Origin of the sequence: Hwanghaeella grinnelliae, assembly GCF_004005845.1 — a bacterium.
In the GTDB taxonomy this organism is placed as follows: domain Bacteria; phylum Pseudomonadota; class Alphaproteobacteria; order UBA8366; family Aestuariispiraceae; genus Hwanghaeella; species Hwanghaeella grinnelliae.
Genome location: NZ_SADE01000001.1, coordinates 2,170,781 through 2,191,099 on the forward strand (window position 1 = coordinate 2,170,781; position 20,319 = coordinate 2,191,099).

A 20,319-nucleotide genomic window follows, 5' to 3' on the forward strand; every position below is an offset into this window, starting at 1 on the left:
CCAGACCCTTAATTAACGTCGAATTCAACGGTGTAGGCGTGGAAGTCGAGCATCCATTCATTCATGGACTGCTCCATATCCACGGTCGACCCGACGAACTTCATGAAATAGATCGGCTCGGCGCGGCTACGCAGGCGAACTGACAACTTATACTTACCCGGTTTGGTCAGCAGTTCACCCGGTACAGAGTAGTCGGCCGTCTTGCTGCCCAGCGGCGGGATCGAGCGACCTTCCATGCGAACGAAAGGCGCATGGTTCAGGACCGTCGTCGGCTGCGGTGCCGGGCGGAGGAACGGACGTTGGTCGATATCCAGGTTGATCGGCAGATACATCTCCCGGTCAGTCCCCTTGACGTTGGTCGTCAAGAACTTGGTCTGCAAGTTGAATATCTGGTCGTCATACGGAACGGTACCGGCCGCCACGTCGAGCGAATGGATATCCGCAAAGTCGCCATTGCTGTCGACATAACCGGATTCCCAAACACGTTTACCATCCGGATCGGTCAGGGCGACGTTCAACCAGATTTCGGGTTGGGCGCCGAGTGAACCGGACGGCAGGTTATGACCTTCGTCGATGTTGTTGATGACATAGGCGAAGTCCAGATCCGAACCGGCCTTGCGGCTGCCGTCGAAGAACGGACCGTCGATGCGGCTGCCGTTTTCCATGACCTGCTTGCGCAGTTCACGCTTTTCTTCCAGGGCGGCCAAATTGACCTCGATGATGGCCCAAGCGTCTTCACGGTCACCGATATCGAACCAGGCGAACGGGAAGTCAACATTCAGGCTGTCCTTCGCAGCATGCAGATCTGCCCTAAATTCCGGGGACGCCGCCGGGATCGTCGCGTTCAACGCGGCGAGCTTGTCGGCCAAGTCCGCAACCTGTTCTTCGGTCGGCGGATTCCCCCTGAAGCTTTCGAGCGTTTCGACAACCGCCGTATAGGCATCGTCAAAACCAGCAGCTGCACCGAGATTGCTTTCCACATTGGACAAGCGTGCCGAAACGGCATCGACCAGGGCAGCATCGCCCCCCATGTCAGCGGTCAAGTCACGTACCGTGGCAAGCGCCTCACGGGCTTCGTCGAGGGCTTCGTCGGCTCCGTCGGTATCCAGAATACCGTCCACCGGTTCCAACCGTGCGAGCATCCGATCGAGGCCCTTCTCGGTTTCAAAACCGACGGTACCGCGTTCGATATTGCGCTCGATGGCTTCCAGACCGTTGAAGGTCTCCAGACCACCGCCCAGCGGTTCCAGCGCGAAGTGGAACGTCTCATACGCGGCGTTCAGGTCGTAATGTTCGTCTTCGAACTCTTCCGTGCCCCAGCCGCCACGATAATCGAAGGCGAGCCAATCTTCGATGTCGAAGGCTTCGGCATCGGGATTGTGGGGGAAGATACCCGGATGTGCGATCGGATAACCAGGCCCATAGAACGCGTGGTTGCTGTGACGGCGACCCGGGTTGATTTCAACACCGTTGACGACGGCCGACGGTCCGGTTTCGTACCCAGCGGCGACGCCGGGGGTCTTGCCCATATGGCAATCCTGACAGGTGTCGCCCTTCGCGAAGGCCGGCGAGTCACGATACTGATCCCAAACCACCTCCAGCTTGATGCCGAGGTTCACCGCCACCTGGTGACAGGAAACACAAAACTCGGATTGGCTGATATCCGCGAATTTGATGACATTCGTGTGGATCTTGCTGCCGCGTTCTTCGTCGTTGACGGCGATCAGCAGGTCATCCTTTTTCTCGATAACTTCATCGAATTTTGTTTCGCGCAGGGCACCTGCCATCGGCTTGTAGATGTTGCCGGGGGCGATGTTCCGCTCACCGTTCACCTTGCCGTAGGATTCGGCGACGCGGTGACAGGTGATGCAGGTAATGCCTTCACGTGCGACTTGGCTGCGTTCCCAAAGCGGCAGATGACGCTTTTCGCCGCGCTGCGTCCCGACCGTCTGGTGACAGCGAACGCAAAACGACCCAATCGTGCCCTGGCTGAGATCGGTGATGGTCTGTTCGAACTTATGAAACATCGGAGAGATCGATGCGTAGGCATGGTTCGAAGAAGACCATTCAGAATAGATCTGCTGATGGCAGGGTTGGCACTGACTGGCCGTCGGATAGGCTTCCTCCGAATAAACCGCCGAATGCGGGTCTTCGACATCGGTTGCCAATTTAAGAGCGTTATCTTCAGCCGATGCGGGTGAAACCGCCAGAAAGGCCAAAGCGGCGAGCGCTATCGCACCGCGGACAATCACGCCCAGGGGCGCGATATTTAGCGCTGAAAGTTGAGAACGTGTCACGTCTTGCTCCTCAGTTTCCAGTCCGCTTGGCGCAACATACCGCAAAAAACCAAGCGGGGTTGCCCGGGGAAGGACAACCAGTAAAGCAACTCCCGTCCTTGAGGCGCTGTGCTGCCCCCCACAAACCAAGGACTCCTGCCAACATGATAGGATCCTTATTAGGTCCTCTCATTTGGCTTGATAAAACCGTATCACTTCTTCGTTCGTCAAGGAAGCTTGGCTAATATTCGCCACATTCTTTGCGTTTACGCCGTCGATAGGACCAATATGCAACAGGATACCGCGCCCATGTCCTAAATGCCGGCAATAAGCCATTTTCCTAATGTGGTTTTTCCCGCCGAATCAAACCCTTCCAAGACTGTTTGGCGGAATTATCAATTGCCGGCCGATTCGCCTGCTCCTGGACAAAGGCCCAGGAAAAAAAGAAACGGGCACCCGGTAATCCGGATGCCCGCCCCCTTCCCGGCTTGAAACCGGACAGCTATTTCGCGGTCAGTTTCGTGTCCACCGCCGCCGGTGGGAATTCACCCACATGATAGTTGTGGCACTGCGTACAGTCGTTCCCCGCCACGCTTTCCGTATGACAATCGGCGCAGACCTTCTGGCTCAGCGGAGAGAAGTTGCTGGTGAAGGTCGAATTGTCAAAATCAGTGAAACCGGCGGTGTAATCCGCTTCCGGATTCAATTCATGACAGGTCGAACACCCCTTATCCCCGATCAGCGCGAAATGCTTGGCGTGGAAGAAGTCGGTGAAGCCCACGGCGGACGGGTTCGGCTGCCGCGATTTCCAGTTCACTTCCCCGGGCCCGTCGGTTTTGTCGACACTGTGACAGCCCACGCATCCGCCTGGCGATTTAGGCGTACCGATCGCATCCATCAACGACGCGCCCAATTCCTCGTCCTGGTTGGTGACGACGGCGAAGCGCAGCCAGTCGCGCATGAATTTATCCCCATGCCCGGTCAGCTTGTAGTTGAGCGTGAAGTATTCGACATACCAACCGCCGCCTTCAGACCAATCGGCCTCCTCGAGCATGCCGTCGGGCAGTTCATATTCCTCACCTTCATCTTCCGGCATCGGCTGCGCCGTGCCGTCGAGATGGGCTTCCATTTCCTCGAACAGGTTCGGGAACCAGCGTTGCTGAAGAATGGAAACGGCGTCGATATGCAAACCCGCCATCAAGTCGGCGACCTGTTTCTGGTTCAGATCCGCGTCCGAGGCGGCGCTCAGGCGTTCCTGGATCGCTTCGGGGCCCTGGGTCAGAATATCGTAGATCAGGGTTTTATAGGCCCAGATCAGATTCTCGATATGCTTCTGTCCGTCCTCATCGATATCGGCGAGGTCGAAAAGATCCAGGTCTTCCTCTTCGATATACGCACGTGCGGCGGCATAGCCCTCGTCGCTGCGCATCAAGGCATCGCCGATCGCCTGGAACTCCTCACCCTCGGCATAGGCCGGGTATTCCCCGGTATCGGCTTCCATGTCGATCAGGGAATCCACGTCCATGCCGGGCAGTTTGAGGATCTCGACCGGCTTGTCGGCAATGAAGGGCGCATGACAGGACGCGCAACCCGTGTCGAAGCCGGCGAACAGCATCAATTTGCCCTGCGTGTCGGGCACATGACAGGTCCGGCAGGTGCCGGGCGCCTTGTCCGCGTTATTTGGATCGACGAAATACTTCCCGATATGGGCCTGATGATCGAAGGCTATCCGCGTCCGGCGCAAATAGGGATAGGCGCCGAATTCCGGGTGCCCGTCACCGATCGCGTTGAACTTGGTCGTATGACAGGCCTGACATTCCGAATTGGACATCTTGGTGATGTCGTTCTGATGTCCGCCATGTTCCTGGTGACAGGTTCGGCAGGCGACACCGCCGCCATCCGCTTCCGGCACCGACAGCCCCATTACCGCGGAAACCCGCGTCATCAGGGGACCGCCCCCCTCACCGCCCCGCGCGGCCGCGTCTTCCGATGCCGCGGCCAGGAAGGCGCTGGTCTGGTTATGAGGATTGCCGCCCCTGTTTTCGTGACAACCCAGGCAATTCTGAATATCCGACGTCTCGCTGCCGCCGGTGAACATGGAATGCGCCCAGGCGACCATCCCCTTGCCCGAGACCGTGTGGCAACTGGCGCAACCGCCCAGTTCCGAATGGGCCGCCGATAGCGGACCGGGCGAGAACACGGCCTCACCCGTCATGCCGCCGGCCAAAACCAGCAACAATCCGACCACAACCGCGACCACATAGCGGGACAACATTCCCCTTTGGCGCCGGATACTCGGCTTCGGCGAGCATTTCGGGATCGGATTGCAGCAACTGCCGTCCGGTGCGGGGCCTTGCGAGCACTTGCCGCCGGCCGCATCGCTACGCGTGCAGATCCACCGCCCGTCCTTCATCAGGGGACGGCATTCCGACTGCGCCCGGCAAACGCCATTGCCGCCCGGCCCTACCAGACAGGGTTTGCCTTCCGCCAACCGGCCGCAGACCCATTCCTGGTTCGGCCGCTCGTAAGGGCTGCTTCGATAATCAAAACGCTGAAGTTTCAAATTCACGTTCCAGCCCCCACTACAAACTCATGCCGGCAAAGGCATGCACAAGGATCACATGCACCACGGCCAGGGCCAGAAGCCCGTAAGTCGCCGGAATATGGATGAAAAGCCATCCTTTCAGCGTCTTCTGCAGCGCATAGTGATAATCCAAATCGCTTTTCTTCTCGGCCAAGGCGCGCAACTCGCCCAACACTTCCTTTTCGGTGTCGTTCAGGTAGCGCTCCATGCTGTCGAATTCCTGCTTCAGCGCGAAGCGGCGACCGCCGAGTTCCATGATGTGTTCGAAATAGTCCCGCGGCCGCGTGAACCAGTCGCGCAGCCGTTCGGCGTAGAAGTCCGCAATCGACGTTGAAGTGGTCTGTTCCACCGAATAGACCGCCAGATCATCGGCCGCTTCCCGCAATTGGGTCATAAAGATCGGAATGCGTTCGAAGATCACCTCTTCCCCGCGCCGGGTCAGGCGCGGCGGCAGCGATTTCGACAGGAAGGCCCCCAAAACGCCGGACAGCGCCACGATCACGAACAGCACCGCCATCGTCGTTTCGATCCAGCCGTTCGGAACGTTGAAATCGAGATGGATGAGAAAGGTGCCGACCACGAACCAACCGAGATACACGTGCAGCTTTACCCAATTCCGGACTTTCGCCAGCGGCAGGAAAGGCAGCTTCTTGCGTGTGTTCAACAAGGTCAGGACCAGCATCCCGCCGAGCAGGATCCAGCCCGTGACGAAAGCGGGCTCCCACAAGGCCGCCTGCATGCCGCCATGCAGAAAATAGATCGCGACGGCGGCCAGGAAGGCGATACCGAACCGCCCAATATGTTTTCGGGTCAACGTCATGATTGGTTCAGCCATTCCGCAATTGGGCCCAGGTCGCTCATATTCACGCGGCGCAGGGCATCGTGCGGACAGGCGCGTTCACAGGACGGCCCGCCCATCTGATCGACGCAAAGGTCGCATTTCGTCGACTTCATGATCGGCGCGTTCGCTTCATCCAAAACGAAATCGCCGTTTTCGTCGCGCACCGCGACCATCCGGATATTGTCGTAGGGACAGGAATTCGCGCATGTCGCGCAGCCGATACAGGCGCTGTCGTTGATCACGACCTGCCCCTGTAGGGACGAGCGGTGAATGGCGCCCGTCGGACAGCCGATCATGCAGACCGGATCGGTACAGTGCATGCAGGCATTCGCGATCATCACATTGCCGTAGCGGCGGCCGTGACGGGCGAAACGCGGGTTGTTGTTATGCGTTGCCGCGCAGGCCCGAACACAATCGTCGCACCGGACACAGCGGTCCGTATTGATCAGCATCGTGGCTCGACCGTTGATGATCCGGTTCTCAACCAGGAATTCCAGCAGCCCGGTATCGAGCCCCGATCCCTCCTGGGTCACCGATTGGATCGAATCCGCCTCGGGCTTGTCGAGCACTATGGGCGCGGGCAGCAGGTTCGGCGGCAGGTTCGGAAGGACGATGTCCTCGACAATTTTGGTCGGAACCCGCAGAACGTCGACATTACCGAGCCCACGGAGCGAATTCTGATACGGGATCTGGTCGTCGTTCTTCCAGTTATGGACCAGTTCCTCCAGGCCGTAGACTTCGCCCCGGCCAAGGAAGGATATGGTCGGGTCGCCATGGTTCACATGCCGGCTGACCCGCGCGAACCCGGTTCGGATCAGGAACAGGCCGTCGACATATTCCCCCTCACCCGCGATCACAGGTTCATGCCGGAGGCGTTCGGCGCCGGTCAATTCCGCGAGCTTCTTGAAGCTCGTATGCCATTCGAATTCGCCATAGGTCTCGAACACCGTCGCATCCGCGACACTTTGGATCGTCTCGTCATCCAGATGCTGGAACAGCGGCAGCGCGCGCAGATGATGGATCAGACTGCGTTCGCGGTAGAGCTTGTCGATATGGTTCCGGAAGGCTTCGTCCCGGCGGCGGATATCGCGGATCCCCTGCCAGCGGATTTCGAGCAGCTCCGTATCGCCATCGGCAAAAAGGCTCAAAGTCCGCGGAGTCCGGCCCAAGGCGGCGATTTCGCCGAAGATCGTGCCCTCGCGCAGCGGTTCGGTGTGATAGTCCTTCATGATCGAAGGGACATCCTGCAGGAAGGTATGGGTTTCCCCATCCCGAACCCGCTGACCGGTTTCCGCGCCGCCACCTTTGAGGCGTGCGACATCGCGGACTTCCGGCATGTCCGGATTGGCCCAAAGCTGCTTCAGTGCCCCGAAGACGCCGCGTTTCTTTTCCGTCTGGCGACCGAGCAAGGCATCCGGAAGGTCCGGATTGATGACGACCCGAACGGAACCCGACAGCACCATGAAGGCGGAATTCCCGTAATCCCCCCGTCGCACGACGATGTCGCCGTGGCGGTAATTGCGGATCCGCATGTCGTTCCGCACGATGTCGCGCAACGACATGGATGGCGGGAAACTGGATTCGTCCATATTGCAGAACGGCTCCAGCGTCATGATCCGGTCTACATCCTCGTCCGTCATCTCAGTACTGAACGGGTTGTCCCAGCGCATAGGACGTTGAATGACTAACGGTCCGTCCATAATTCCCCCTGTGCCGGTCCACTTGGAACCGTCGCTACAGGCGCCGGCACACCGCGTGCCGGCCCCTTACTCAAAATCCGGCCGATCAGGCCTCCAGAACCAGGTTGCCCTTCGGCACCGAGACGCATACCAGGCACGACCCGGATTCCGGCGCGGATCCCGGTTCCTCGACATATTTCACATCGCCTGATTTCACCGCGGTGATGCAGGTGCCGCAGTTGCCGGCCCGGCAACCGGAATCCATGGCAATGCCTTGTGCTTCGCCGAATTCCAGAAGTGAATCGAAGGATGCGTCCCAAGCGACTTTCTTACCCGACTTGGCGAATTCCACCTCGATCGCTTCGGCCGGCGCGGCGCCTGCGTCCTCGGCCGGCTTGGGCTTGGCTTTCTTGACGCTTGCCGGTCCGAAGGCTTCGAAATGCACGTTCGGTTCCGGAACACCCCAGGCGTCCAGGTCCTTCACCAGCGATTCCATCATCGGGGGCGGACCACAGATGTAGAAATCGTAGTTGTTGGATGGCAGGGCGCGTTTAAACAGATCGACGCTTACGCGTTCCGCATGCTGATAGTCGCGGCCTTCCTCGTCGCCTTCTTCCGGATCGCTGTAGCAAACGTGAAGATGGATATTCTCATGATCCCGGGCCAATTGCTCGAGATGCTCCTTCATCACGTGTTCCTTGCTGTTCCGCACACCATAGAAGAAGTGCGTCTCACGCTTGGAACCGGACAGCGCGATCGAATTGACCATGCTCATCACCGGCGTCAGTCCGACACCACCGCCGATCAGAACAACCGGCGTATGCTTGGTCTGATCCATGAAGAACTTACCGGACGGCGCTTTGACGTCCAGGATGTCCCCTTCCTCCAACTGATCGTGGAAGAAGCTGGAGGACAGGCCCGACGGCAGGTCCGGACGGTCGCGCGGCGGCGGAACCTTCTTGATGCTGACCCGATAATAGTCGCGCTGCAGCGGACTGTCGGACAAGGAGTAACAGCGGATAACCGGCTTATCCTTGCCCGGAATCTTCAACTGAAACGTCAAATACTGACCCGGGTCGAACGGCGGATGTCCCTTGCCGTCATGCGGCTTCAGATAGAAGGAGCAGATACCGCCGCCTTCCGGGACCTTCCGGTCGATCCTGTATTTCCGGATCCCGTTCCAGGTCAATGTCGCACGGTCGCGTTCTGCACGCATATGCGCGCTGGACGCCTTGACCTGATTGCGCAGCATCGCGACCTGTTGATCGTAATAAGTGCTTTCCGCGGAAGCCCGGCGCATCGAACTCCAGGTCATCGCAAAGACCTGGATCGCGACCGCCGCGAGCACCGCGCCGCCGATGAGTTGATACCCGGAGGTCCCAAGCTCACCCGCCTGCCCGAATACAATCGCGAACACGCCGACTATGATTGCGCCGCCAAACATGACACGGCCGACCCAATTCATACCATCTCCTTCTCCGCGACGCCGCGCGGCAGCTTGTTTCGCCCTGGATGCGCCTTTCGGTTCCCCTTTCGGATCCCTTTGGGAAGCACCCGGTCGTTTCGAAGACGCGGTCCCGGCGGCAGCACCGTTACCTGTTGTCTTCTCCACCCCGGCCGTCGTCGGCTTCGCCGCAACGGCCTCAACATTCGCAGGGGCCGGTTCCACCTGCGTTTCAGGTTTCGGCGACGTAGCTTGCGCACTAGGCGAAGCAGCCCCCGAAACCTCCGGCCCAGCCTCATAGGCCAGGGTAATCAATAAGTTGCCGATCTCCAACTGATCTTCGAGGTTGAGGTCTTGAGCCTCGTTCGGACTGATCCGGGCTTCGTTGACGAAGGTCCCGTTGCTGGAGCCGACATCGGTGATCAGCAACGTGCCAGGTCGCTTCACAGAGAAAACGCAATGATCACGGGAAATAGAGAAATCTGTCAGAACATAGTCGCTGGATTTCGGGTTCCGCCCAACAGCGAAACGCCCTTTGTCCATCAGCGCGGATTCGTCGATCGAGAAACTTTGGATCTGACCCGTGCTCGTTTCAAAACTAAACGTCCACGTGCCGGGCTTGCGATTGGGCGCAGTTGTGCCCGACGCCTGTCCACCGTCCCCCGAAGCGCTTTCTGCGCCGGTACTTTCTTGCGCGTCCGTCATGGATTTCCCGGTCGATGAACCGTTACTTCCCTTAAGATTTCACCGCGCCCGCACCATGTGATCGCACGCAGTACAAACGTCCGGGTCAATACGGTTCGTTTCATGCGGTACCACAGTCCCCAAAGCGCAGGTTAACCTTGTTCACTAGAGTGTGTAAACAGGTGATCGGGGTTAGAACGACTGTCCAATAGGACGATATCGCCATTTGGCACATGCTAAGTGAATAATAAATTAATATGTCCGGAAAAATTCGCTATTTCAAAGCGCTGCGACCATCCCGACGTTGAAATCAACGATTGGGGACAGGGCTAGATTCGCCGGCGTCGACGTGTCCGCGTCGGACAGCCGGCCCCTTCCTCATTGCCGGCGCGCTGGCGGGGCAACGAACAGAAACTTCGGTGGGAATACGCTTTTCGGTCGTTAGTCCAACCGCAGGGTGGTTGCCGGATCGAAAAGGTGGATATCCTCCGCCGGAACGGAGAACTGCACGGAATGCGTTCCCTGCTCCGTCGTATGCACCCCCTGCAAGCTGGCGGTGAAAAGTTCCGCGCCGTTCTTTAGTTTGCCATGCAGCAGCGTCGTCGCGCCAAGCGGCTCGGTCAGTGTCACGTCCAACGCCAAAGGCCCATTGGGATCGACATGGACATGTTCCGGGCGAATTCCGACAGTGACCGGGCCGGAATGCCGGCTGCGGCACGGCAAAACAGCGCCGCCCGGCAGGGTTACCATGCCGTCCGCGGCCGTCCCCTGCACCGTGTTCATCGACGGGCTGCCGATGAATTGCGCCGCGAAAAGCGTACGCGGCCGCTCATAGACCTCAAGCGGCGTGCCGATCTGCTCAGCCACCCCGCCATTCATCACGATCATCCTGTTCGCCATGGTCATGGCTTCGACCTGATCATGGGTCACATAAAGCGAGGTGATGCCGAGTTTGGACTGCAATTCGCGGATTTCGAGCCGCATTTGCACCCGCAGCTTGGCATCCAAATTCGAAAGCGGTTCGTCGAACAGGAAGACAGCCGGCTGACGCACGATCGCGCGGCCCATGGCGACGCGTTGACGTTGACCACCTGACAATTCCCGCGGCTTGCGGTCCAGGTAAGGTTCCAATTGTAGAAGTTTTGCCGCTTCGGCCACCTTGCGCTCGATCTCCGGCTTCGGAATGCGGGCGATTTTCAGGCCATAGGCCATGTTCTGGCGCACCGACATATGGGGGTAGAGCGCATAGTTCTGGAACACCATGGCGATATCCCGGTCCATCGGTTCCTTCTCATTCACCCGCAGGCCGTTGATCTGGATCTCCCCTTCCGAGATCGTTTCCAGGCCGGCCACCATTCGCAGCAGCGTCGACTTCCCGCAGCCTGACGGCCCGACGATGACGATGAACTCGCCATCGGCGATTTCCATATCGATGCCGTGGATGACATCCACCGTTCCGAAGCGTTTCTTGACGCCCTTCAGCGCAACCGTTGCCATATTATTTCTCGCTATCCACCAAACCGCGGATGAAAAGTTTCTGCATGGAGACCACGACGATCACCGGTGGGATCATCGCCAGGATCGACGTCGCCATGATCACGGGCCAATCCGCCGTGTCGTCGCCCGACGGGAACATCTGCTTGATGCCCATGACGATGGTGTTCATTTCCGGCTCGGTGGTGATGAGCAGCGGCCAAAGATACTGGTTCCAGCCATAAATGAAGAGAATGACGAAAAGCGCCGCGATGTTCGTGCGGCTCATCGGCAAGACGATATCGACAAAGAACCGCATCGGCCTGGCGCCGTCGACCCGCGCCGCCTCGGCCAGTTCGTCAGGGATGGTCAGGAAGAACTGGCGAAACAGGAAGGTCGCCGTCGCCGAAGCGATCAGCGGAAAGATCAGCCCGGCATAGGAATTAAGCAGCCCGAAACCAGCGACCACTTCATAGGTCGGCACGATCCTGACCTCTACCGGCAGCATCAAGGTGATAAAGATCATCCAGAAGAAGGTCGTGCGGCCCGGAAACCGGAAATAAACGATCGCGAAGGCCGACAGCAGCGATATGGCGATCTTGCCCAAAGCAATTCCCAGGGCCATCACCAGCGAGTTCAGCAGCATCGTCGCGACCGGTATATTGACGCCCGCGAACAGCGCCCGTGTGTAGTTTTCCACGAAATGTCCGCCCGGCAGCAGCGGCATCGGCGGCGAGACGATTTCAGGCTGGGTCACCGTCGATGCGACGAAGGCGAGCCAGATCGGGAAGAAAACGACCAGCACCCCCAGGATCATCAGAGCGTGGGTCATCCACAACGCGCTGCCGCGTTTCTCGACCATGCCGGCCGCGGGCAATTTGCCCTGCGTTTTACGTTCGGGTGCGGCCATCAGTAGTGCACCTTCTTTTCGACGTAGCGGAACTGAACCACGGTCAAGGCGCCGACCACGACCAGCAGAATCACCGACTGCGCGGCGGAGGACCCGAGGTCCTGGCCGACGAAGCCGTCAGCGAAGACTTTGTAGACCAGAATGGTGGTTGCCTGTTGCGGACCGCCGGACGTGATGGTGTGGATGACCCCAAAGGTCTCGAAGAATGCATAGACGACATTCACGACCAGCAGGAAGAAGGTCGTCGGCGACAGCAAGGGCAGCACGATGGTGAAGAATCGCGTCCAAAAACGGGCGCCGTCGATTGCCGCCGCTTCGATCACCGAGCGCGGAACGCTCTGCAGTGCGGCAAAGAAGAACAGAAAGTTATAGCTGATGCGGCCCCAGGCGGAGGCAACGACGACAAGGCCCATCGCCTCCCCGTCGTTCAGCACGTGATTCCAGTCATAGCCCAGCTGGCCGAGATACCAAGACACCACGCCGACGCGCGTATTGAACATGAACAGCCACAGCACCCCCGCCACCGCGGGCGCAACCGCATAGGGCCAGATCAACAGGGTCCGATACGTCCCTGCCCCCTTGACCAATCTGTCCGCCATCACGGCGAGAAAAAGCGCCGGCACCATCGACACCAGGGTCACCAGGGTCGAGAAGATCGCCGTCGTCAGGAAGGAGGCGCGGTAATACTTGTCGCTGAGCAGGTATTCGAAATTTCCCAGGCCGACGAATTGAGACGACAGGCCGAAGGGATCGGGGATGAACAGGGACTGCCAAATCGCCTGTCCCGCCGGATAGAAGAAGAAAACACCGGAAATGAGAATCTGGGGAAACACCAGGGCCAGCGGCAGCAGCCATCCCTTGAATGTAACGCGTTTTTCCATGACCCCAATCCAAGACCTAAAATCAACATGGCCGCCTGTGGACCGGCCCAGTTCACGAAGGCCGGATGCGACGGCCGGCGGCGTATGACGCCGCCGCCGGCCGTGCCAACACGAAGACCCGCGACGGCGGGTCCGTATTCCCGTTACTTTACCGGTTGGCCTGCTCAAATCGGCGGAGCAAGACGTTGCCGCGTTCGACGGCGCTGTCCATGGCTTCCTGTGCCGTTTTGTCACCGGACCAAACCGCTTCCAATTCTTCGTCGATGATACCACGGATCTGATCGAAGGAACCAAGGCGAAGACCCTTGGAATTGGCGGTCGGCTGATTGGCAGTCATCTGGATCACCGCAACGTCGGTGCCCGGATTTTCCTTGTAGAAACCGTCGGCCTTGGTCTTTTCACCGGCCGCAATCGTGATCGGAAGATAGCCCGTATCCTGATGCCATTTGGCCTGGATGTCGGTCGAGGACAGGAAGTTCAGGAACGCCGCGACGCCCTTGTATTCCTCGTCCGTATGGCCGGTCATGACCCAAAGCGACGCGCCGCCGATGATGGTGTTCTGCGGTGCGCCGTCGACGCCTTCCCAATAGGGCAGTGGGCGAACGGCGAAGTCGAACTGCGCTTCCTTTTTGATGCCCGCATAGCCGGCGGAGCTTTCGGTGAACAGCGCGCATTCGCCGCTGCGGAAATTGGCGCCGCCTTCGTTCCGACGACCGGCATAGAAGAACTTACCGTCCTTCGCCCAATCGCCCATGGTCTGGATGTGCTTGACCTGAACCGGGCCGTTGAAGGCCAATTCCGTGTCGAGGCCGGCAAAGCCGTTATCCTTCGTCGCGAAAGGTACGTTGTGATAGGCGCTGAGGTTCTCGAGATGGATCCAGCTTTGCCACGCGGTGGTCAGCGGGCAGGAATGGCCGGAAGCCTTCAACGTGTCGAGCACGTCACCGACCTTCTGCCACGTGGACAGGTCGACATTCGGATCAATACCGGCCGCCTTAAGGGCGTCCTTGTTGACCCACAAGACCGGCGTGGAGGAATTGAACGGCAGGGACAGCATTTCCCCGTCCGTCGTCGTGTAATAACCCTTCACCGCGCCGATATAGGCATCCTGGTCGAACTCGGCGCCAGCATCGGCCATCACTTCGTATACCGGCTTGATGGCGCCCTTGGCGCCCATCATGGTCGCAGTGCCGACTTCGAAGACCATCAGGATATGAGGCTGTTCCTGGGCGCGGAAAGCGGCGATGCCGGCATTCAGCGTTTCGGAATAGTTCCCCTTGTGGGACCCGACGACCTTGTAGTCGCTCTGGCTAGAGTTGAAGGTTTCAATCTGCTCCGCCACCAGCTCGCCCAAGCGGCCGGTGAACGCATGCCAAAATTGTACTTCGGTTTGGGCCATCGCACTGAACGGCGACGCCAACAGGGACCCGGCGACCAAAGCGCCGATTGCAGAAAATCTCATATATACCTCCCAATGGGCAAACCAACCCCGCCGAATGACGGGCGCGTGCCTCCGCTTATCTAAAAAATGCTACAGATCGATTACATAATGAACAACGATTTATGTAAGCATTTACATAACATCGCATTATAGTTATGCAGATTTGAACGCCCTACCCCAAAACCACCGGAGTAAGAACATCATGCGGCTTCGGATGCGGCAGTTGGAAGCATTGATGGCGGTCGCCGAGACCGGGTCGATGACCCGCGCGGCCGAGGATTTGGGCATTTCCCAACCCGCCGTCAGCCGGTTGCTGTCGGACCTCTCTACGCAAATCGGCTTTCAGCTTTTCCAGCGGCGCGACGGTGTCCTCACCCCGACACAGGAGGCGCGGTTCCTACTGCCCGACATTCAACGGGTGCTGGAGCGCTTGGATCATATTGGGGAACTCAGCCGCAACCTGACGGAACGCAAGGCCGGGCATCTGAAGGTCGCCTGCTTGCCGGGCTTCGCCACCAGCCACCTGCCCGATGTGCTGTCCGCCTTCCTGGAGGAACGGCCGGGCGTCACCGTTACGATCGAACCGGACCGTCCGGAACGGATCATGGAATGGATGCTGAACGAGCAATACGACCTGGGCATCACCGACGGGTTCGAAGGCCATCCCGCGGTGCAGAGTGAGACGATCGACCTGCGCACCGTCTGCATCTTTCCTGAAGGGCATCGCTTCGCCGACATGAAGGTCGTCCGCGCGACCGATCTGGTGGAAGAGAAGATCATTCATACACGGCGCGACAGCCCGTTCTACCGTGCGTTCCAGGAGGCGATTCAGTCGCGCGGCGTCGCGATCAACTCCCTGGTCGAAATCCGTCAGTTCACCGCCGCCTGCGAATTGGTGTCGCGCGGCCTGGGCGTTTCGGTGATCAGCGAGTTGGACGCGGAAGGCTATCGCAACCGCGGTGTCCGGTTCCGCCCCTTCGAACCGCGCATTCCTCACCGCCTGGCCATCGTCCGGCCGACGCATAAGGACCCGTCACTGGTGATGATGGAATTCATGGACATGTTCCGCGAAAGCCTGGCTCGATACCGGCTTTAGCTTTTCCGCGCCAATCAATCCCAGGACGCGATCAACTCCGACGCTTCCGCTTCGAAGGCCTTGGTGACATCGCGCAAGCCTTGCAGACCCAGAACCAGAAGGTCCTTGTTGGCGGGACTGTTGCCATAGACAAGACAGCCCATGCGCTCGAAGACCGGTGCGCCCTTGACCGGATGAAGCAGACCACTGCGGATATGCTGCATCACCATTCTGACAGGCAGATAGGCACTGCCGCCGAATTCCAGGATATAGCGAACGGCGATCATCCCAAGCCCCGCCGTCAGTTCCGGGGTAAGGTCGGGGAAAGCGGCGTCATGATCCTGTTTGAACGGCTCGCCCCAGTCGATCTTCACATAGCCCTTGCGCCAATCCGGGTCATCCACCCGGCATCGTCCCTGCGAGGTGAGAAGGAAAAGCCGGTCGCTCATGAATTCCTCGATCGTGAGGCCCGGTGCTTTCTGCGGTTCATACATCAGCCCGACATCGAGGACACCGTCGCGAAGATGCGCCATCAGGCCCGGCGAGAAATCGGCCTCCACATGAACGGCGACATCCGGCGCCCTGTCCCGCATCCAACTGACCCACTGAATTTCAAGCTGATCCCACAGGCTGATCGCCACGCCCAGGCTGATCGAGTCCCGGTATTGCTCGGCCAGGGCCACATCCTGCCGGGCGCGCTGCCACAGCCGGCTCAAACTGGTGGCGTGACGCAGCAATCGTTCGCCGCTGGGCGTCAACACCGCCCCGGTATGGCCGCGGGTGAACAACTTTCGGCCCAACTCATCCTCCAACGTCCGGATCCGGGCGCTGACGGATGATTGGCTCACATTCAGGTTTTCCGCCGTTTTGTGAAAGTTGCCCGTGGAGACGACGTCCAGAAACGTCCTGATCTGATCTATATGCATAACGTCCCCGGCCCTGCCCGCACGGGGCGGGCCCGTGCAGTCCTATTCCTCGGTTTTACGGCGGTTCACTAAAACGCTGAGCAAGGCCAGCACCCCGGACCCGACCATCAAGAAGAAGGATACGGCGTTCAGCACAGGCGTCGACCCAACCTTCACCATGCGATCGTACATCGTGATCGTCAGCGGTGCATCCGGTCCGACCAGCATCAAGGTCGTATTGAAGTTCTCGAACGACACCAGGAAGGCGACCACGAAGGCGGAAAACATCGCCGGCGCCAGGAAGGGCAGCGTGATCGTGGACAAGACCCGGAACCGTGTCGCCCCCAGATTCAGGGCGGCGTCTTCCAGCGTGGTGTCGAACTTTCGAAGCCGCGCGGCGATCACCAGCGAGGTGATGGTGGTGAGGAACGAGAATTGGCCAAGGATCACCAGCGGAATTCCGGGACGCAGCATGCCCAGTTCTATCCCGATCGCGTCATCCGCCCCATTCGCGATCATGCTGGCGAAAACCAGGATCGAAATGCCCAGGATCACGCCCGGGATCACCAAGGGCACAATCATCAGGATGTAGAAGAAGCCCTTGAACGGGAACTGTTTGCGTTCGAACAGAAAGGCGTTGCAGGTTCCGACCGCGACCGCCATGGCGGAAACGATCACCCCGATATACAAGGAATTACCGATCCCGCGCAGTAACCGGCTGTCGTGGAACATTCCGATCTTGGGGCTCTCGGTACCGAAGAACCATTTCAGCGTGAAGCCGTTCCAGGGCAAGGCCGGAAAATTGGAATCGTTGAAGGCGAACACGCCGGCGACGATCAGCGGCGCGGCCAGATACAGGAAGAACAGCAGCATATAGCCGCCATACACACCGCGCAGAAAACCGGAATTTGGAGCAGCAACGTTCACGGTCTAATCCTTCGCCACGGTGGATGCCAGATTCTGCCCGGTCAGTTTCAGGCCGAGCCAAACGGCCAGCGACGTGAAAGCCAACAGCACGCAGCCGAATGTCGCCCCCGCTTCCCAGTTATACCGGGTGATGAACTGCTGATAGATCTGTTCGGTGAACCACATGCTGTTCTTGCCGCCGAGCAGAACCGGCGTCAGGTAACTGCCGGCACAGAGCATGAAGACGATGATGCAGCCAGCGACGATGCCGGGCATGGCATAGGGAATGACGATCCGACGCAGCACGGTGAAACGACTGCCGCCGAGATTGTAACCGGCTTCGATCAAGGCATTGTCCATCCCATCCATGGTCGATACCAGGGGCACGATCATGAACAGCACGACGGTATAGACCAGCCCCATCACGACGGTAACATCGTTGTACAACAGTTCCACCGGTTCCCCGATCAAACCCGCACCCTGCAACAGGCTGGAAAACACACCGGTTTCCCGCAGCAGCAAAATCCAACCGAAGGCGCGGACGAGGTCGCTGACCCATAGGGGGATCAGGCATAAAAGAAACAGCGCGGCCCGCGACCGTTTGCGCGCGATCTTCGCGATGTAATACGCAACCGGAAAGCCAACCAGCAACGCAAGCACCGTCACCAGAACGGAAATCCACGCGGTGCGTAAAAGTGTGTTCCAATAGATCGGTTCATTCAGGAATTCGAAATAGTTCGCCAGACCGAATTCATACACCCGGGGCGCCAGCTTGACCTGTAATGACAGATAGCCGATGCCGATCTGCGGCAGAACGATCAGCAGCAATATCCACAACGCGAATGGCGTGAACAGCAGGATCAGCGAAAGGCGGCCTGTATCCGTACGCAACACGGCGTCAGTCCTCCGCCTTGAAACAGATACCGCCGGCATGCGGCCATTCCAACGTCACATCCTGCCCGACGGACTCGCGTGAGAGGCCCCCGTCCAGACGATGATCGACCTCGATCAACTCCCCGCGCGACGTCCTCACCAGCACCCTGCTGTTCGCCCCGTTGAACAGGAAGCTGTCGATTGTCCCCTGCAACCGATTGCGGTCGGGCGCGTCGGGCAAAAGGCCCGGCGTCACCACCAAGGCTTCCGGTCGGACGAAGACCGATGCCGTGTCACCAACCGATAACCGGCCAGTATTTGATGATCCGCCCCCCTGCCCCGATGATCCCCCGGCTAGGGGTGCGACCAAGGTCGCGCCACCATCCAGGCCGACTTTCACCTGGTCCCGATCCAACGCGGTGACAGTACCCGACCAGCGATTGCTGTCGCCGACGAACCCGGCGACGAAGGCTGACGAGGGCGCCCGGTACAGGTCTTCCGGCGCCCCGATCTGTTCGAAGCGCCCGGCATTCATGACCGCGACATTGTCGGACATAACCAAGGCTTCGGATTGATCATGGGTGATGTAGAGGAAGGTCGTGTTGAACTGATGCTGAAGCTGTTTCAACTCGATCTTCATATGTTCCCGCAGCTTGAGATCGAGCGCCCCCAACGGTTCGTCGAGCAGCAGCACATCCGGCTCAAGAACCATGCAGCGCGCAATCGCCACACGTTGTTTCTGTCCGCCGGAAAGCTGGGAAATACGCTTCCCTTCGTATCCGGCCAGACCGATCCGGTCGAGGACGGCGGCGACCCGTGTCTTGATCTCGCTTTTGCTATCCCCCCGGCATCGCAACCCGTATGCGATATTCTCGCCCACATCCATCATCGGAAAGAGGGCGAGATGCTGAAAAACCATTTTCACGTTTCGTTTGTTCGGCCCGATCGACAGAACCGATTGCCCCTTTATGCGGATATCGCCGCCGCTCGGCGTCTCGAACCCCGCAATCATCCGCATCAAGGTCGTCTTTCCGCAACCCGATGGCCCGAGGATCGAGAAGAAGGAACCGCTGGGCACTTCCAGGGACACGTCGTTCACGGCGCAGAAGGCGCCGAACATCTTGGTCAGGTTATCGCATTGAAGGTCGAACATGATTACGCGCGGGCTTTCAACTCTCGGTGTTTCGGCCATCCGGCGAACGCTATCGGGCCCTGGTTGACCCGATAGCGTCCTCACCGGACGAATGGACGTATGCTTAGTCTGACGCCGCCTTGATGCGGTCCAGGACCTTGCCTTCCATATCCTCAAGCCCGGCCGGCACGCTTGGCATGACTTTTAGGTTGGCGATGGCGGCATCGTCGAAGGCGAGGTTGACCGCTTCCCGCGCCGCATCCGGCATCAATTCCTTGCCCCCTTTGACCGCGCTGATGGCGCCGGAGGATTTGGAAATCATGGTCACGATTTCAGGCTGATTGACGAAGTTGATCCACTTATAGGCCGCGTCATCTGCCTTGCCCTTTGCCGGCAAGGTGAACGTGTCGATCCAGGCGAGCGCCCCCGTCCGTGTCGGCACGAAGCGGATATTGGGGTTCTGGCTATAAAGTTTGAACGCCGTGGAATCCCAGGCGTCGGAGGCAACCACTTCGCCGGAAAGCATCAGGTTCGAGAGCATGTCGCCGCCGGTCCAATAGGCCTTCACGTTCTTTTTGCAGTCGATCAGCTTGGCTTCCAGTTTGTCCAGAATAGCCTGATACGCCGCGGGATCGTCATAGGCGTCGAACGGGTTCATGCCCATGTCGAAGGCCATGCCCAACAACACGCCGCGCTTGAGGCGCATCGATACACGCCCGCTGTATTTGGGGTCGCAAAGGTCGGTCCATCCCTTGAGGTCCGGCGCCTTTGAAACATCGACGATCAGTCCCTGCGTGCCCCATTGATGCGGGAAGGAATAGAGTTCCCCGTCGATCGTGGCGTATTTCTTGACCGAATCCATCAGCACCGGTTCGATCACCGAAGCGTCAATCTTGGAAATATCGATCGGCTTGTAGATACCGTATTCCGACTGCGCCGCCTTGATGCGGGAGACACTGGGTTGGGCAAGATCGAAGCCGGCCCCACCGGTCGCACGCAGCTTGGCGACCATTTCCTCATTGTTCGAGAATGTAACCTCGACATCGATGTCGGGGTATTTCTTCTCGAAAAGGGCGATCACTTCATCGGGGGCATATCCGCCCCAGGTCAGCAGCCGCAGCGTTTCCGCATTGGCCGAGGACGCGCATAGGGCCGCAACGGCGCCGGCGCAAATGGCATTGAGAAATTTATTCACTTAAGCCTCCTGTTCGTTGA

15 protein-coding genes are annotated in these 20,319 nt (G+C 59.0%); 1 reads left to right on the top strand and 14 read right to left on the bottom strand.

Features of this window, described 5'->3' with window-relative positions; genetic code table 11:
• Positions 1 to 8: 8 nt before the first annotated feature.
• The 9 genes from EOI86_RS24680 to ugpB all read right to left on the bottom strand — a co-directional run bounded on the left by EOI86_RS24680 (position 9) and on the right by ugpB (position 14,234).
• Positions 9 to 2,297, bottom strand: coding sequence for a multiheme c-type cytochrome (locus EOI86_RS24680; RefSeq protein ID WP_205032118.1), 2,289 nt, complete (start codon positions 2,295 to 2,297; stop codon positions 9 to 11).
• Positions 2,298 to 2,778: 481 nt separating this feature from the next.
• On the bottom strand, positions 2,779 to 4,845 hold the full coding sequence (locus EOI86_RS10055; RefSeq protein WP_127764918.1) for a cytochrome c3 family protein: 2,067 nt from the start codon (positions 4,843 to 4,845) through the stop codon (positions 2,779 to 2,781).
• Positions 4,846 to 4,858: 13 nt separating this feature from the next.
• Entirely contained in the window at positions 4,859 to 5,680 is an 822-nt protein-coding gene (locus EOI86_RS10060; RefSeq protein WP_127764919.1) for a hypothetical protein, read from the bottom strand.
• Complete coding sequence (locus EOI86_RS10065; protein WP_127764920.1) at positions 5,677 to 7,401, bottom strand: cyclic nucleotide-binding domain-containing protein; 1,725 nt, start codon at positions 7,399 to 7,401, stop codon at positions 5,677 to 5,679. The genes EOI86_RS10060 and EOI86_RS10065 overlap by 4 nt, the downstream gene beginning before the upstream one ends.
• 85 nt (positions 7,402 to 7,486) lie before the next feature.
• Entirely contained in the window at positions 7,487 to 9,529 is a 2,043-nt protein-coding gene (locus EOI86_RS10070; protein ID WP_127764921.1) for an FHA domain-containing protein, read from the bottom strand.
• 420 nt (positions 9,530 to 9,949) lie between these two features.
• Positions 9,950 to 11,005, bottom strand: coding sequence for a sn-glycerol-3-phosphate ABC transporter ATP-binding protein UgpC (ugpC, locus tag EOI86_RS10075; RefSeq protein ID WP_127764922.1), 1,056 nt, complete (start codon positions 11,003 to 11,005; stop codon positions 9,950 to 9,952).
• Position 11,006: 1 nt separating this feature from the next.
• Positions 11,007 to 11,843 carry a sn-glycerol-3-phosphate ABC transporter permease UgpE gene (gene ugpE, locus EOI86_RS10080; protein WP_127765216.1) on the bottom strand — a complete coding sequence of 279 codons (837 nt, stop codon included), beginning with the start codon at positions 11,841 to 11,843 and terminating at the stop codon, positions 11,007 to 11,009.
• 47 nt (positions 11,844 to 11,890) lie between these two features.
• The gene (ugpA, locus tag EOI86_RS10085) at positions 11,891 to 12,772 is read right to left on the bottom strand and encodes a sn-glycerol-3-phosphate ABC transporter permease UgpA (RefSeq protein ID WP_127764923.1); all 882 of its coding nucleotides are present in this window, start codon (positions 12,770 to 12,772) and stop codon (positions 11,891 to 11,893) included.
• A 148-nt stretch (positions 12,773 to 12,920) separates the two neighbouring features.
• Positions 12,921 to 14,234, bottom strand: a complete 1,314-nt coding sequence (gene ugpB / locus EOI86_RS10090) for a sn-glycerol-3-phosphate ABC transporter substrate-binding protein UgpB (protein WP_127764924.1) — start codon at positions 14,232 to 14,234, stop codon at positions 12,921 to 12,923.
• Positions 14,235 to 14,415: 181 nt separating this feature from the next.
• Here ugpB and EOI86_RS10095 point away from each other — a divergent pair, with 181 nt between their 5' ends.
• Positions 14,416 to 15,309, top strand: a complete 894-nt coding sequence (locus EOI86_RS10095; protein ID WP_127764925.1) for a LysR family transcriptional regulator — start codon at positions 14,416 to 14,418, stop codon at positions 15,307 to 15,309.
• Positions 15,310 to 15,323: 14 nt separating this feature from the next.
• Here EOI86_RS10095 and EOI86_RS10100 read toward each other — a convergent pair whose 3' ends face one another.
• The 5 genes from EOI86_RS10100 to EOI86_RS10120 all read right to left on the bottom strand — a co-directional run bounded on the left by EOI86_RS10100 (position 15,324) and on the right by EOI86_RS10120 (position 20,299).
• Positions 15,324 to 16,214: a LysR family transcriptional regulator gene (locus tag EOI86_RS10100; RefSeq protein WP_127764926.1), complete on the bottom strand. Its 891-nt coding sequence runs from the start codon at positions 16,212 to 16,214 to the stop codon at positions 15,324 to 15,326.
• Between the two features lie 42 nt (positions 16,215 to 16,256).
• Positions 16,257 to 17,120, bottom strand: a complete 864-nt coding sequence (locus tag EOI86_RS10105) for an ABC transporter permease (RefSeq protein ID WP_240035609.1) — start codon at positions 17,118 to 17,120, stop codon at positions 16,257 to 16,259.
• 3 nt (positions 17,121 to 17,123) lie between these two features.
• Positions 17,124 to 17,993 carry an ABC transporter permease gene (locus EOI86_RS10110; protein WP_240035610.1) on the bottom strand — a complete coding sequence of 290 codons (870 nt, stop codon included), beginning with the start codon at positions 17,991 to 17,993 and terminating at the stop codon, positions 17,124 to 17,126.
• Positions 17,994 to 17,997: 4 nt separating this feature from the next.
• Positions 17,998 to 19,125 carry an ABC transporter ATP-binding protein gene (locus EOI86_RS10115; RefSeq protein ID WP_127764928.1) on the bottom strand — a complete coding sequence of 376 codons (1,128 nt, stop codon included), beginning with the start codon at positions 19,123 to 19,125 and terminating at the stop codon, positions 17,998 to 18,000.
• Between the two features lie 103 nt (positions 19,126 to 19,228).
• Positions 19,229 to 20,299 (bottom strand): extracellular solute-binding protein, encoded by a 1,071-nt coding sequence (locus EOI86_RS10120; RefSeq protein WP_127764929.1) that lies wholly within the window; start codon positions 20,297 to 20,299, stop codon positions 19,229 to 19,231.
• Positions 20,300 to 20,319: the final 20 nt, after the last annotated feature.